This window comes from Streptomyces sp. NPDC060049, assembly GCF_042736715.1.
Taxonomy (GTDB): domain Bacteria; phylum Actinomycetota; class Actinomycetes; order Streptomycetales; family Streptomycetaceae; genus Streptomyces.
Window position 1 is genome coordinate 139839 of sequence record NZ_JBHWVV010000014.1, and the last position, 14469, is coordinate 154307.

A 14469-nucleotide genomic window follows, 5' to 3' on the forward strand; every position below is an offset into this window, starting at 1 on the left:
CCGCTCCCGCGACCACCGCCCCGGCGCCGCGCGGAGACACGCGCGGGTACGCGGACGGGCCCGACCGGCGTCTGCCGGTCGGGCCCTTCTCGCTGTTCGGGTGTCGGCTCGCGCCGGTCAGCCGGTCAGCCGGTCAGCCGGTCAGCCGATCAGCCGGCCAGACGGTCAGCCGGCCAGACGGTCAGCCGGCCAGACGGTCAAGCGGTCAGACGGTCACCGGGAGACCGAGTAGCGCGGAGGCCTTCTGGAGCGGGCTGAGGGCGCGTGTCGGCGTCGCGGTCCGGGGAAGGCTGCCGCGGCAGGTGAAGCCGAGCTGGGTCATGGCGCGGAGGACTTCGCCGGTGCTGAAGTCGCGGCGGTCCTGGCGGGTGATGACCTGGCCGACCTGCTTGACGGGGTAGGTGCGGCGGCCGATGATCACGGACTCGCCGATGACCTGCTCGGGCTTGATGCCCTTCATCGATTCCAGGACGCCGCTCTTGGTCAGGTCGAACGGGAAGCGGGCGATGACACAGCGCATGATGCCTCACAGGGTGTAGGGGGGAACGGGTCGACCACGGTGAGGTGGTTCAGCGGGCGAGGGCGAGGACGCCCAGGGCGCTTCCGTGCTGGTCCACGACGGGCAGGGCGGTGAGCCTGCGGTAGTGCATCGCGTGCTGGGCCTCGGCCATCGCGGTCATGGGGGAGGTGAACGGTCCGCGGTCGCCGAGGACATCGCGTACACGGAGCTGGTCCGTGTACGCCGCGCTCTCGCGGACGGCGGTGAGCTGGGCCTGGGTGACCAACCCGGTGCACAGGCCGTCCTCGTCACAGACGAGCAGGTAGTCCGCGCGGGAGCCGGCCATGACGGCCAGGGCCACCTCGACGGTCATGTCGTCGCAGACCTGCGGACCAGCCGCTTCCATGGCGTCGTCCACCGTCCGGTGGACGAGGTCGGCATGCGCGGAGCGGGGCTGCATCTGGACCAGCGTCAAAATCTGCCTCCTGCAGAGATGGGTCAGTTTCCTGATCACGTTGTTCTCAGGCCGCCGCGTCGAAGGCGGACTGCCGTGCGCTCGCGCGCCGGGCGGCAGAAGCGGGCCCGCGGCGGCCACGGGAGGCGGAGCTGCGCTTGGGCCGCTCGGACACCGGTGCGGTGATGGTGACCGGGATGCCCGAGGGAGCCTGGGCGCCGGTGATCCGGTGGAGGGCCTCTTCGCCGGAGCGGACCTGGGTGGTCTGGGGGACGATGCCGGCGGCGGCCATGAGGCGGGTCATGTCGCGGCGCTGGTTGGGGGTGACCAGGGTGACGACGCTGCCGGACTCGCCGGCGCGGGCGGTGCGGCCGCCGCGGTGCAGGTAGTCCTTCGGGTCGGTCGGCGGGTCGACGTTGACGACGAGGTCGAGGTTGTCGACGTGGATGCCGCGCGCCGCCACGTTCGTGGCGACCAGCACGGTGACGTGGCCGGTCTTGAACTGGGCCAGCGTGCGGGTCCGCTGGGGCTGCGACTTGCCTCCGTGGAGGGCGGCGGCGCGGACCCCGCTGTCGAGGAGGTCCTGGGTGAGGCGGTCGACGGCGTGCTTGGTGTCGAGGAACATGATCACCCGGCCGTCGCGCGCGGCGATCTCGGTGGTGGTGGCCTGCTTGTCGGTGCCGTGGACGTGCAGGACGTGGTGCTCCATCGTCGTCACCGCACCGGCCGAGGGGTCGACGGAGTGGACGACGGGGTCGGTGAGGTAGCGGCGGACCAGGAGGTCGACGTTGCGGTCCAGGGTTGCGGAGAACAGCATGCGCTGGCCCTCGGGGCGCACCTGGTCGAGCAGGGCGGTGACCTGCGGCATGAAGCCCATGTCGGCCATCTGGTCAGCCTCGTCAAGGACAGTGATCGCGACCTGGTTCAGCCGGCAGTCGCCGCGGTCGATGAGGTCCTTGAGCCGGCCGGGCGTGGCGACGACCACTTCGGCCCCGGCGCGCAGCGCGCCTGCCTGGCGGTGGATCGGCATGCCGCCGACAACGGTGGCCAGGCGCAGCTTGACCGATCGGGCGTAGGGGGTGAGCGCGGCCGTGACCTGCTGGGCGAGCTCACGGGTGGGTACGAGGATCAGCGCGAGCGGCTGACCCGGCTCGGCGCTCTGGTCGGCCGTACGGGCCAGCAGGGCGAGGCCGAAGGCCAGGGTCTTTCCGGAGCCGGTGCGGCCGCGGCCGAGGACGTCACGGCCCGCGAGGGTGTTGGGCAGGGTGGCGGCCTGGATCGGGAACGGCGTGGCCATGCCCTCGCGGCTGAGTGTGGTCAGCAGCTGGGCCGGCATGTCGAGGTCGGCGAAGGCCTCGACGGCGGGCAGCGCGGGGGTGATCGTCTTCGGCGGTGCGAACTCGCCCTGGATCGCTGCGGGCCGGCGGCCGTATCCTCCCGAGCGGCTCGGACCTCCGGAGCGGCTCGGGGCTCCGGAGCGGCTGGGGGTAGACGAGCCGAAGCGGCTGCCCCGCCCCGAACCGCTGCCGGTGCCGAAAGCGGGTCCGCCGGTGCGGCCGCGGGTGCGAGAAGAGCGCTCGTTCGTACGTGTGGGGTTCATGCGGAACCTTCCTTGATACGGCACGTATCAGGGAATTCCCGCAGCGTAGGAGCGGCGCAAGGAATTGCGAGAACGGGCCGAATGGAATGCGAAAGCGGATCTGGCGGACAGGGAATCTGTTCGGGCTCAGACGCTGAAATAAAATGGTGTCATGCGGACGCGACAGCCAAGAAATAAATCGGGTGCAGCTCCGAGAGGGCCAGTCGGCCGGATCTCTCAATGCTTAATACCGCGGGTGAACGCACCGCAGGAAATGCATACAGCTGGGGCCCGCACCCCGAGGGATGCGGGCCCCAGCTGCAGAATGCGTGTCAGCGTCAGGCGGGAACGATGTTCTCGGCCGTCGGGCCCTTCTGGCCCTGCGCGATGTCGAAGGTGACCTTCTGGCCCTCGTTCAGCTCGCGGAAGCCCTGGGCGGCGATGTTCGAGTAGTGGGCGAACACGTCAGGGCCGCCACCGTCCTGCTCGATGAAGCCGAAACCCTTTTCCGCGTTGAACCACTTCACGGTACCAGCAGCCATGTCATATCTCCTTTGGGGCAATACATCGACGTCTGCACTGTGCGGACGCCGTGTCGCCGCGATGATGCCCCGCCCGGAAATTGACCGGGAAATACAAAGCGCTTCCATGTGGGCCGAAGTCCGGCTGGAGGCGCTTGAAGTTCTTGGGTACCAAAACTGCAACCGAGATCGACAGTAGCACGCTGCAGTGGCTTGTGTGCGTTGAAGATTTCCGGCCGCCGTGTGGCGGTAGAAACTCTCCCCGCGGGATCCGTTAAATTCTTAGGTCGCGGTGACAGATATTGATTCACCCCGAGCGCAGCGTTTTTGAGTGCTCGCCGCCGGCTGCAGGATGCGGCTAGCGAAGTCGTTGTCGTGGAGGTGGCCCGGGTGCCCGGAGCGGGTTTGCCGCCACGCAGTTCTCCCGTGCCCGACTGCTTGATGGGGCAGCCTCCGGCGCCTGGGGCGCCTGGGGCGCCTGGGGCGCCTGGGGTCGGCGGGGGTGCCGTGCCCTCGCGAACTGGGTAGCGCGGGCGGGGTGGTTGACCGTCCGCATTTCAGGGGGCGAACGGGCGAATCGGAGCGGGCCTGTGGCGCGGGTCGCGCGAATTCCTGCTCGCGGTTCGAGGCGGCGTCGCGCTCCTGCGGTGCAAGTGGCGCGTGAAGGGCCTTCCGGCCAGGGCGTTCAGGCGAGTTGGGGCACGCGGAGGGCACGGCAAAGGCTGAGAGGTCTAGACAACGAAGAAGGCCCAGGTCGCTGACCTGGGCCTTCTTGCAAGAGCGGATGACGGGAATCGAACCCGCGCTATAAGCTTGGGAAGCTCATGTTCTACCATTAAACTACATCCGCATATCGGTCCATTTGGTGTCTGGAGCCGTATCGTTCCTCACCCTACCCCATGATCGGCCCCCGGTGAATTCACCGCGGGGCCGTCGTCGCGTGTGGGGTGCACGAAGGGTCGTGGGGGCGGGAGTTGGGGCGTACCTTGTGCGTGCGGGGCGACGGCTGGAGTGGCGGCTGGAGTGGGTCTCGTTCATCCCCTAATGTGGCGATTCATCGCAGTACGGCTGGTTGGGGAAAGGGACTCGATGGAGCACACCGTCGTCCGTTGTGCCGAAGGGCACGTATTCAGCACCGCTTCGTTCCCGCTGCAGCACCTCGGTGCCGGCCGGATCGGGCCGGGTCGGCTGCTGCGGTGTCCGCGCTGTGCGCGGCTGCGGCACGCCGTGCCCGTGGGGGCGGCGCCGAAGCGGTAGACACCGGCGCGCGGGGTCCGCCTCGATTGGGGCGGCCCGCGCGCTCTGCGTATCCTCGGGTCGTGCTTCTCTCTGATAAAGACATCCGGGCCGAGATCGACAGCGGACGGGTTCGCATCGACCCCTTCGACGAGTCGATGGTGCAGCCCTCCAGCATCGATGTGCGTCTCGACCGGTTCTTCCGGGTGTTCGAGAATCACCGCTACGCCCACATCGACCCCGCCACCGAGCAGTCGGATCTGACCCGGATGGTCGAGCCGGACGGTGACGAGGCGTTCATCCTCCACCCCGGTGAGTTCGTGCTCGCGTCGACCTACGAGGTCATCTCGCTGCCCGACGACATCGCCTCCAGACTGGAGGGGAAGTCCAGCCTGGGCCGCCTCGGCCTGGTGACGCACTCGACCGCCGGGTTCATCGACCCCGGGTTCTCGGGGCACGTGACCCTCGAACTGTCGAACCTCGCCACACTGCCGATCAAGCTCTGGCCGGGTATGAAGATCGGGCAGCTGTGCCTGTTCCGGCTCAGCTCGCCCGCGGAGTTCCCGTACGGCAGTGAGCGGTACGGATCGCGGTACCAGGGCCAGCGCGGCCCGACGGCCTCGCGGTCCTTCCAGAACTTCCACCGGACCCAGGTGAGGCACGAGGCATGAGCGAAGTCCGCGAGAACCTGACCTACGAGGGGTTCGGGCGCGCCGTGCGCGAGCTGGCCCAGACCATCGCCGACGACGGGTACGAGCCCGACATCATCCTGAGCATCGCCCGGGGCGGCGTCTTCGTCGCGGGCGGGCTGGCGTACGCCCTGGACTGCAAGAACATCCACCTGGTGAACGTGGAGTTCTACACCGGTGTGGGCACCACCCTCTCGATGCCGGTCATGCTGGCGCCGGTCCCCGAGGCGATCGACTTCACCGACAAGAAGGTGCTGATCGCCGACGACGTCGCCGACACGGGCAACACGCTCAAGCTGGTGCACGACTTCTGCCTCGGCCACGTCGCCGAGGTCCGGTCGGCCGTGATCTACGAGAAGTCGCACTCGCTCGTGAAGTGCGAGTACGTGTGGAAGAAGACCGACGAGTGGATCAACTTCCCCTGGTCGGTCGAACCGCCCGTCGTGAAGCGTGAGGGACAGGTCCTCGACGCCTGACGGGTGCGCATCCCGTACGGAAGGGACCCGTACGGAAGGGGCCCGCCGCGCTGCTCAGCGTGGCGGGCCCCTTCGTGCGTCTCGTGCCCGTCCGGCTAGATCGTGCCCAGCTTGATGATCGACAGCAGGGCGACCAGCTGGATCGCCGACGCGCCCAGGGCCTTCGGCCACGGCAGGTCGTGCGACTTGGCGACGAGCGAGGTGAACAGCGCACCGGCCGCCACCCAGGTGACCCAGCCCAGCACCTGTACGAGCATGTTGTCGCCGCTCAGGAACATCGCGAAGAGCAGGCGCGGCGCGTCCGTGAGGGTCATGACCAGCATCGAGAGGCCCACCGTCGGCTGCCAGGCCCCGTCGCCGCCCATCTGACGTGCCAGCGTGTGGGTGACGGCGCCGAGGATCAGGCCGCAGAGCACGAAGGCCACGCCCGCCGACAGCACGATCGGGACGGCCTTGGACAGGGTGGCGTTGATGACGTCCTTGCGGGTGTCGTCGAGGCCGAAGACCGCGAGGAGCCCGTAGAGGAAGGTCACGGTCAGCGCCGGCCCCCAGACGGCGTAGTCGCGCATCTGCAGGAAGGTCGGCCCCGGCCGCGTCACGATGCCGCGCAGCAGCTCCTTCCACGGCAGGCGCGGACCGGTCGGGGCGGCGGCCTGGGCCGCACCCGCCTGGTAGGTCGCGCCGGGGTTGTACGGGTACGGGTCCTCGCCGATGGCGAAGGCCTGGGTGTACCCCGGGGCGTCGCCGGGGCTTCCCGGGCCCTGCCCGTATCCGTAGCCGCCGGGGCCCTGCCCGGGGTTGCCGCCGTGATCCGCGGGCCCGCCGTGCGGGTCGAAGTACTCGGGCTCGCCGTGCCCCCCGGCCGCGGCCTGCTGAGGCCATTGCTGGGGTGCGTAGGGCTGCTGGCCGTACGGTGCGGGTGCCTGCGGCGCCTGGTGGGGCGCCTGCTGCTGACCGTACGGCTGCTGCCGCGGGGGTTGTTGCGCGGTGCGGTTGTTGCCCCGGCCGCGTCCGATCCTGAATCCAGCCACGTGATCGAAAGTACCCGCTCCGGAGGGGCCCGGTGGCCGGGGCGGCGGAAACGGCACCCTTTGCGGCTGACCTGTGACATCCCCTAGGGGGTACCTGGAGGGCCGTCTCGGGGTGGGGTGCGCGGCGGCTCGGGGTGGGTTGCGCGGCGTCTCGGGGTGGCTTGCGCGGCTGCGCGGCGGTCTGCGGGCCTCCGTCGCGCGGGGCCGCTGCGCAGGGCTTTCCCCACCCCGCCCCTTCCCGAAACCGGGGCTCCGCCCCGGCCCCCGCGCCTCGAACGCGGAACGGCCCGCCCCCACGAGGGGCGGGCCGTTCCGGCGTACAGCGCTGCGCGGGCTACTTCGCCTCGGCGTCGGTACCCGGCTCCGCCGGGACCTCCTCCGGCTCCGCAGCCTTCGCCGCGGGTGCCTCCGCCTTCGCGGGCTCGGCCTTGGCCTCGGCCACCGGCTCCGCCTTAGCGGGCTCGGCCACCGGCTCCGCCTTGACGGGCTCGGCCTTGGCCTCGGCCACCGGCTCCGCCTTAGCGGGCTCGGCCACCGGCTCCGCCTTGACGGGCTCGGCCACCGGCTCCGCCTTGACGGGCTCGGCCTTGGCCTCGGCCACCGGCTCCGCCTTGACGGGCTCGGGCTCCGGCTCCGGCTCGATCTCCGGGGTCTTCACCGAGTCAAGCAGCAGCTGCGCCACGTCGACGACCTGGACGTGTTCCTTCGCCTGGCCGTCGTTCTTCTTGCCGTTCACCGAGTCGGTCAGCATCACCAGGCAGAACGGGCACGCCGTCGACACGATGTCCGGGTTCAGGGACAGGGCCTCGTCGACGCGCTCGTTGTTGATGCGCTTGCCGATCCGCTCCTCCATCCACATCCGCGCGCCACCCGCGCCGCAGCAGAAGCCCCGCTCCTTGTGGCGGTGCATCTCCTGCTGGCGCAGGCCCGGCACGGCCGACATGATCTCGCGCGGCGGCGTGTAGACCTTGTTGTGCCGGCCCAGGTAGCACGGGTCGTGGTACGTGATCAGGCCGTCGACCGGGGTCACCGGCGTGAGGCGGCCCTCGTCGATCAGGTGCTGGAGCAGCTGCGTGTGGTGGATGACCTCGTACTCGCCGCCCAGCTGCGGGTACTCGTTCGCGATGGTGTTGAAGCAGTGCGGGCAGGTGGAGACGATGCGCTTCGCCGACTTGGGCTTGCGCGTGGACTCGTCCTCGTCGTCCTCGCCGAACGCCATGTTCAGCATGGCGACGTTCTCCTGGGCCAGCTGCTGGAAGAGGGGCTCGTTGCCGAGGCGGCGCGGGGAGTCACCCGTGCACTTCTCGTCGCCGCCCATGATCGCGAACTTGACGCCCGCGATGTTCAGCAGCTCCGCGAAGGCCTTCGTGGTCTTCTTCGCCCGGTCCTCCAGCGCGCCGGCGCAGCCGACCCAGTAGAGGTAGTCGAACTCGGAGAGGTCCTCCGCGTCCTTGCCGATGATCGGGACCTCGAAGTCCACCTCCTTGGTCCACTCGACGCGCTGCTTCTTGGCGAGGCCCCAGGGGTTGCCCTTCTTCTCCAGGTTCTTGAGCATCGTGCCCGCCTCCGACGGGAACGCGCTCTCGATCATCACCTGGTAGCGGCGCATGTCGACGATGTGGTCGATGTGCTCGATGTCGACCGGGCACTGCTCGACGCACGCGCCGCAGGTGGTGCAGGACCACAGGACGTCGGGGTCGATGACCCCGTTCTCCTCGGCGGTGCCGATCAGCGGGCGCTCGGCCTCGGCCAGGGCCGCCGCCGGGACGTCCTTGAGCTGCTCCGCCGTGGCCTTCTCGTTGCCCTCCATGTCCTTGCCGCCGCCCGCCAGCAGGTACGGGGCCTTGGCGTGCGCGTGGTCGCGCAGGGACATGATCAGGAGCTTCGGGGACAGCGGCTTGCCGGTGTTCCAGGCCGGGCACTGGGACTGGCAGCGACCGCACTCGGTGCACGTGGAGAAGTCGAGGATGCCCTTCCAGGAGAACTGCTCGACCTGCGAGACGCCGAAGACGTCGTCCTCGCCCGGGTCCTCGAAGTCGATGACCTTGCCGCCGCTGGTCATCGGCTGCAGGGCGCCGAGCGCCGTGGAGCCGTCCGCGTTGCGCTTGAACCAGATGTTCGGGAAGCCGAGGAAGCGGTGCCAGGCCACGCCCATGTTGGTGTTCAGCGATACGACGATCATCCAGATGAGCGAGACGCTGATCTTGATCATCGCGGTGATGTAGATGGCGTTCTGCAGTCCGGCGAAGGACAGGTGCGAGAAGGCCAGCACCAGCGGGTACGAGGCGAAGTACGCGGGCTCGTAGCCGTCGACGTGGTGGATCGCGCCCTCGAGGCCGCGCAGGCACAGGATGGCGATGCCGATGGTGAGGATCACGTACTCGACGAAGTACGCCTGCCAGGACTTCGAACCGGCGAAGCGCGACTTGCGGCCGGCCCGCGAGGGCAGCGACAGCAGTCGGATCACCATCAGCACGACGATGCCGACGACCGTCATCAGGCCGATGAACTCGGTGTAGAGCTCGAAGGGCAGGAAGTCGCCGACGATCGGCAGCAGCCAGTCCGCCTCGAAGAGCTGCCCGTACGCCTGGACCAGGGTGGGCGGCAGGGTCAGGAAGCCGATCGCGACGAACCAGTGCGCGAAGCCGACGAGGCCCCAGCGGTTCATCCGGCTGTGGCCGAGGAACTCCCGGACCAGGGTGAGCGTTCGTGCCTTCGGGTCGTCCGTACGGCTGCCTGCCGGTACGGGCTGTCCGAGCTTCACGAAGCGGTAGATCTGCGCCACGGCTCGGGCGAGCAGCGCGACGCCGACGACCGTCAGGACCAGCGACACGATGATCGCGGCGAGTTGCATGGAAGGGCTCCTCGGGCGGCACTTACTAAGCGGTAACTTATCCAGTCAAGGCTTGAGGTTACCCAGTCCCGACGCCGCAATGTAGCCGAGCGCGCGGTGATCTGCGTCGCTCGCCCGTCCCTCGGGCCCGCCGTGCGGTCGCCGGACGCGACCCGGCCCCCGCCCGGCCGCCTTCCGGCCGCCGCGCCGGTGCCGTCGCGGGCCCGCCTCAGGTCCGCCGGTGCCGCCAGGCCGCCCCCGGGGTCCGCGCGATGATCTCCAGGTCCATTCCCAGCCAGTGGTTCTCCACATAGTGCCGGTCCAGCAGGTCCATCTCCTCCCACGGCAGGTCCGAACGCGCGCTCACCTGCCACAGCCCGGTCATCCCGGGCCGTACGAGCAGCCGCTCGGACCGGTCGGACGCCTTGGTTCCGGGGGCCGGCCCGACCAGCGACATCTCCCCGCGCACCACGTTGACCAGCTGGGGCAGCCCGTCCAGCGCGCACCGCTCCATCGCCGCCCCGGCCCGGCCCTCGCCGATCCGCAACCGCCAGGCCCGGAAGGGCCGTCCGCCCAGTCCGGCCGCTGGTTCGCCCACGAGGACCCGCCCGCCCTGGGTCGCGTACAGCACGCAGGCGAGCACGGTCAGCGGCAGTGCGAGCAGCGTCAGCAGGACGAGCGCGCCGGCCAGGTCGAGGGTGCGCTTGGCGGAGGGGGTCCGCCAGAGGGGCACGGCGATCGGCAGATGCATGGGGGCACCGTGCCCCACGGGCCGGGGGAAGCCGGTGCGCCGCGCTGCGAGGGTCCCCCGCTCGGCTGGCTTGCGCGTAAGGAGCGCCTAAAGGTTGAGCCCCCTCGGCTCAGCTCTGTTGACGCACGATCGACGGTCGTGCATTCTTGAGTCTGTTCCACTCAAGTCAGCTGGAGGAATCAAAATGGCACGTGCGGTCGGCATCGACCTGGGCACCACTAACTCCGTCGTCAGCGTTCTGGAAGGCGGCGAGCCCACCGTCATCACCAACGCCGAGGGCGCCAGGACCACGCCGTCCGTCGTCGCCTTCGCCAAGAACGGCGAGGTTCTCGTCGGCGAGGTGGCCAAGCGCCAGGCGGTCACGAACGTGGACCGGACCATCCGCTCCGTCAAGCGCCACATGGGCACTGACTGGAAGATCAACCTGGATGGCAAGGACTTCAACCCGCAGCAGATGAGCGCCTTCATCCTGCAGAAGCTGAAGCGCGACGCCGAGGCGTACCTGGGCGAGAAGGTCACGGACGCGGTCATCACCGTCCCGGCCTACTTCAACGACTCCGAGCGCCAGGCGACGAAGGAGGCCGGCGAGATCGCGGGCCTGAACGTCCTTCGCATCGTCAACGAGCCGACCGCCGCCGCCCTGGCGTACGGCCTCGACAAGGACGACCAGACCATCCTCGTCTTCGACCTCGGTGGCGGCACCTTCGACGTCTCGCTCCTCGAGATCGGCGACGGCGTCGTCGAGGTCAAGGCCACCAACGGTGACAACCACCTCGGTGGCGACGACTGGGACCAGCGCGTCGTCGACTACCTCGTGAAGCAGTTCCAGAACGGCCACGGCGTCGACCTGTCCAAGGACAAGATGGCGCTCCAGCGTCTGCGCGAGGCCGCCGAGAAGGCGAAGATCGAGCTGTCCTCCTCCACGGAGACCTCGATCAACCTGCCCTACATCACGGCTTCCGCCGAGGGCCCGCTGCACCTGGACGAGAAGCTCACGCGCGCCCAGTTCCAGCAGCTGACCGCGGACCTGCTGGACCGCTGCAAGAACCCGTTCCACAACGTCATCAAGGACGCGGGCATCAACCTGTCCGAGATCGACCACGTGGTCCTCGTCGGCGGCTCCACCCGCATGCCGGCCGTCGCCGAGCTCGTCAAGGAGCTCACCGGCGGTCAGGACGCCAACAAGGGCGTCAACCCGGACGAGGTCGTCGCCCTCGGCGCGACCCTCCAGGCGGGCGTGCTCAAGGGTGAGGTCAAGGACGTCCTGCTCCTCGACGTGACCCCGCTGTCCCTCGGCATCGAGACCAAGGGAGGGATCATGACCAAGCTCATCGAGCGCAACACCACGATCCCGACCAAGCGCTCCGAGATCTTCACGACGGCCGAGGACAACCAGCCGTCCGTGCAGATCCAGGTCTACCAGGGCGAGCGCGAGATCGCGGCGTACAACAAGAAGCTCGGCATGTTCGAGCTGACCGGCCTGCCGCCGGCCCCGCGCGGTGTCCCGCAGATCGAGGTGTCCTTCGACATCGACGCGAACGGCATCATGCACGTCACGGCCAAGGACCTCGGCACGGGCAAGGAGCAGAAGATGACCGTCACCGGCGGCTCCTCCCTCGCCAAGGACGAGGTCGACCGCATGCGCCAGGAGGCCGAGCAGTACGCGGACGAGGACTCCCGCCGCAAGGAGGCGGCCGAGTCCCGCAACCAGGGCGAGCAGCTCGTCTACCAGACGGAGAAGTTCGTCAAGGACAACGAGGACAAGGTCCCGGCCGAGGTCAAGGACGAGGTCGAGGCCTCCATCGCCGAGCTGAAGGAAAAGCTCAAGGGCGAGGACACCGCCGAGATCCGCACCGCGACCGAGAAGCTCGCCGCGGTCAGCCAGAAGCTGGGCCAGGCGATCTACGCCGACGCGCAGGCCGCCCAGGCCGGCGCCGCCGGTGACGCGGGCGAGGCCAAGGCCGCCGACGACGACGTCGTCGACGCCGAGATCGTCGACGACGAGAAGCCGAAGGGCGGCGCTGCCTGATGTCGGAGGAGACCCCGGGCTTCGAGGAGAAGCCCGAAGTCCCCACCGGCGCGGACGCGGACGACGCGGCCGCCGAGCCGAAGACCGCCGACTCCTCGAAGGAGAAGTCGGCGGCTCCGGCCGGGGACGTAAGCGCGGATGTGGCACTGCTCGCCCAGCTGGACCAGGCCCGTACGGCGCTCGGTGAGCGCACCGCGGACCTCCAGCGGCTCCAGGCGGAGTACCAGAACTACCGCCGTCGGGTGGAGCGGGACCGGATCGCCGTCAAGGAGATCGCGGTCGCGTCCCTCCTGACGGAGCTCCTCCCGACCCTGGACGACATCGGCCGGGCGCGGGAGCATGGCGAACTGGTCGGCGGCTTCAAGTCGGTGGCCGAATCGCTGGAGACCGCCGCGGCCAAGATGGGCCTGCAGCAGTTCGGCAAGGAGGGCGAGCCCTTCGACCCGACGATCCACGAGGCCCTGATGCACTCGTACGCGCCGGACGTCACCGAAGACACCTGCGTGGCGATCCTGCAGCCGGGGTACCGGATCGGCGAGCGTACGATCCGCCCCGCGCGGGTCGCGGTGGCCGAGCCCCAGCCGGGCACGGCGCCGAAGTCCGAGGCGGCGGAGACCGAGTCCCCGTCGGACCCGTCGGCCAAGGACGCGGATGCCCCCGACGAGGGCTGACGCTGAACACGTAGCACCAGAGGGACCAGAGGCACGAGAGGAGGGACACCGGGGATGAGCACGAAGGACTTCGTCGAGAAGGACTACTACAAGGTTCTCGGTGTTCCGAAGGACGCCACCGAGGCCGAGATCAAGAAGGCGTACCGGAAGCTCGCCCGCGAGTTCCACCCGGACGCCAACAAGGGCGACGCCTCGGCCGAGGCGCGCTTCAAGGAGATCTCCGAGGCGAACGACATCCTCGGCGACCCGAAGAAGCGCAAGGAGTACGACGAGGCCCGCGCCCTGTTCGGCAACGGGGGCTTCCGCCCCGGTCCGGGCGGGGGCGGCGGCTCGTTCAACTTCGACCTCGGCGACCTCTTCGGCGGGCAGCAGCCGGCCGGCGCGGGCGGCGGCTTCGGCGGCGGCCTGGGCGATGTCTTCGGCGGGCTGTTCAACCGCGGCGGCGCCGGCGCCGGTACGGGGACCCGTACCCAGCCGCGCCGCGGCCAGGACATCGAATCGGAGGTCACCCTCTCCTTCACGGAGGCGGTGGACGGGGCCACGGTCCCGCTCCGGATGTCCTCGCAGTCGCCCTGCAAGGCCTGCTCGGGCACCGGCGACAAGAACGGCACGCCCCGCGTGTGCCCGACCTGCGTCGGCACCGGACAGGTCTCGCGCGGCAGCGGCGGCGGATTCTCGCTGACCGACCCCTGCGCGGACTGCAAGGGCCGCGGCCTGATCGCCGAGACCCCCTGCGACGTCTGCAAGGGCAGCGGGCGGGCCCGTTCCTCCCGGACCATGCAGGTCCGGATCCCGGCGGGGGTCTCCGACTCCCAGCGGATCCGGCTGCGCGGCAAGGGAGCCCCGGGCGAGCGCGGCGGCCCGCACGGCGACCTCTACGTCGTCGTGCACGTCGACGCGCACCCGGTCTTCGGCCGCAAGGACGACAACCTCACGGTGACCGTGCCGGTGACGTTCGCGGAGGCTGCGCTGGGAGCCGACGTCAAGGTCCCGACCTTGAACGGCCCCTCGGTGACGCTGAAGCTGCCCCCCGGTACCCCCAACGGCCGTACGATGCGGGCCCGCGGCAAGGGAGCGGTCCGCAAGGACGGCACCCGCGGCGACCTGCTCGTCACGGTGGAGGTCGCGGTCCCGGCCGAGGCAGAGCTGAACGACAAGGCCCGCGAGGCCCTGGAGCTGTACCGCGAGGCGATGGCGTCGCAGGACCCGCGCTCCGCGCTGTTCGAGTCCGCGAAGGGAGCATGACATGGACGGCCGCCGCAGGAGCCACTACCAGCTCACGGACGAGACCCCGGTCTACGTGATCTCGGTGGCCGCCCAGCTCTCGGGCCTGCATCCGCAGACCCTCCGCCAGTACGACCGCCTCGGCCTGGTCTCCCCGGACCGCACGGCCGGGCGGGGCCGGCGCTACTCGGCCCGCGACATCGAACTGCTCCGCACGGTGCAGGCGCTGTCCCAGGACGAGGGCATCAACCTGGCGGGCATCAAGCGGATCATCGAACTGGAGAACCAGGTCGCCGCGCTCCAGCAGCGCGTGGCCGAGCTCTCCTCGGCGGTCGACGGCGCTGCCGCCGTCCTGCGGCAGCGCGAGGCCCAGGTCCACGCCTCGTACCGCCGCGACCTGGTCCCGTACCAGCCCCCGCAGCCGGGCAACGCCCTGGTGGTCTGGCGCCCGGCGCCGAAGCGGCCGCTGGACTGAG

At 69.8% G+C, this 14469-nt stretch carries 13 protein-coding genes and 1 tRNA gene; 6 read left to right on the top strand and 8 right to left on the bottom strand.

Annotated features, from left to right (window positions below):
- Window positions 1-205: 205 nt before the first annotated feature.
- The 5 genes from ACFWBY_RS25565 to ACFWBY_RS25585 form a co-directional block, all read right to left on the bottom strand.
- Entirely contained in the window at window positions 206-520 is a 315-nt protein-coding gene (locus ACFWBY_RS25565; RefSeq protein WP_385344445.1) for an SCO5918 family protein, read from the bottom strand.
- 49 nt (window positions 521-569) lie between these two features.
- On the bottom strand, window positions 570-974 hold the full coding sequence (locus ACFWBY_RS25570) for a CBS domain-containing protein (protein ID WP_385344447.1): 405 nt from the start codon (window positions 972-974) through the stop codon (window positions 570-572).
- 46 nt (window positions 975-1020) lie between these two features.
- Window positions 1021-2553, bottom strand: coding sequence for a DEAD/DEAH box helicase (locus tag ACFWBY_RS25575; RefSeq protein WP_385344449.1), 1533 nt, complete (start codon window positions 2551-2553; stop codon window positions 1021-1023).
- A 317-nt stretch (window positions 2554-2870) separates the two neighbouring features.
- Window positions 2871-3074, bottom strand: coding sequence for a cold-shock protein (locus tag ACFWBY_RS25580; RefSeq protein WP_112446604.1), 204 nt, complete (start codon window positions 3072-3074; stop codon window positions 2871-2873).
- 758 nt (window positions 3075-3832) lie between these two features.
- Window positions 3833-3903: transfer RNA gene (locus ACFWBY_RS25585), tRNA-Gly, on the bottom strand.
- Between the two features lie 469 nt (window positions 3904-4372).
- On the opposite strand from ACFWBY_RS25585, the gene dcd reads away from it, so the two are divergent.
- Together dcd and ACFWBY_RS25595 are read left to right on the top strand one after the other, a co-directional pair.
- A complete protein-coding gene (dcd, locus tag ACFWBY_RS25590) occupies window positions 4373-4960 on the top strand; it encodes a dCTP deaminase (RefSeq protein WP_053675430.1) in 588 nt (195 codons plus the stop codon).
- Complete coding sequence (locus tag ACFWBY_RS25595) at window positions 4957-5454, top strand: phosphoribosyltransferase (protein WP_385344453.1); 498 nt, start codon at window positions 4957-4959, stop codon at window positions 5452-5454. Before dcd ends, ACFWBY_RS25595 begins: the two co-directional genes overlap by 4 nt.
- Before the next feature lie 95 nt (window positions 5455-5549).
- On the opposite strand, the gene ACFWBY_RS25600 is transcribed toward ACFWBY_RS25595, so the two are convergent.
- The 3 genes from ACFWBY_RS25600 to ACFWBY_RS25610 form a co-directional block, all read right to left on the bottom strand.
- The gene (locus ACFWBY_RS25600; protein WP_385344456.1) at window positions 5550-6485 is read right to left on the bottom strand and encodes a Yip1 family protein; all 936 of its coding nucleotides are present in this window, start codon (window positions 6483-6485) and stop codon (window positions 5550-5552) included.
- A gap of 334 nt (window positions 6486-6819) precedes the next feature.
- Window positions 6820-9339 (bottom strand): heterodisulfide reductase-related iron-sulfur binding cluster, encoded by a 2520-nt coding sequence (locus ACFWBY_RS25605; protein WP_385344459.1) that lies wholly within the window; start codon window positions 9337-9339, stop codon window positions 6820-6822.
- Between the two features lie 208 nt (window positions 9340-9547).
- Entirely contained in the window at window positions 9548-10069 is a 522-nt protein-coding gene (locus ACFWBY_RS25610) for a sugar transferase (protein ID WP_385344461.1), read from the bottom strand.
- Window positions 10070-10253: 184 nt separating this feature from the next.
- Here ACFWBY_RS25610 and dnaK point away from each other — a divergent pair, with 184 nt between their 5' ends.
- The 4 genes from dnaK to ACFWBY_RS25630 are packed head-to-tail and all read left to right on the top strand — an operon-like array spanning window position 10254 to window position 14468.
- Complete coding sequence (dnaK, locus tag ACFWBY_RS25615) at window positions 10254-12098, top strand: molecular chaperone DnaK (RefSeq protein WP_385409710.1); 1845 nt, start codon at window positions 10254-10256, stop codon at window positions 12096-12098.
- Window positions 12098-12769, top strand: coding sequence for a nucleotide exchange factor GrpE (grpE, locus tag ACFWBY_RS25620; protein WP_385344429.1), 672 nt, complete (start codon window positions 12098-12100; stop codon window positions 12767-12769). Before dnaK ends, grpE begins: the two co-directional genes overlap by 1 nt.
- A gap of 54 nt (window positions 12770-12823) precedes the next feature.
- Entirely contained in the window at window positions 12824-14014 is a 1191-nt protein-coding gene (dnaJ, locus tag ACFWBY_RS25625; RefSeq protein ID WP_385344431.1) for a molecular chaperone DnaJ, read from the top strand.
- Window position 14015: 1 nt separating this feature from the next.
- On the top strand, window positions 14016-14468 hold the full coding sequence (locus ACFWBY_RS25630; RefSeq protein ID WP_385344434.1) for a heat shock protein transcriptional repressor HspR: 453 nt from the start codon (window positions 14016-14018) through the stop codon (window positions 14466-14468).
- Window position 14469 lies beyond the last annotated feature (1 nt).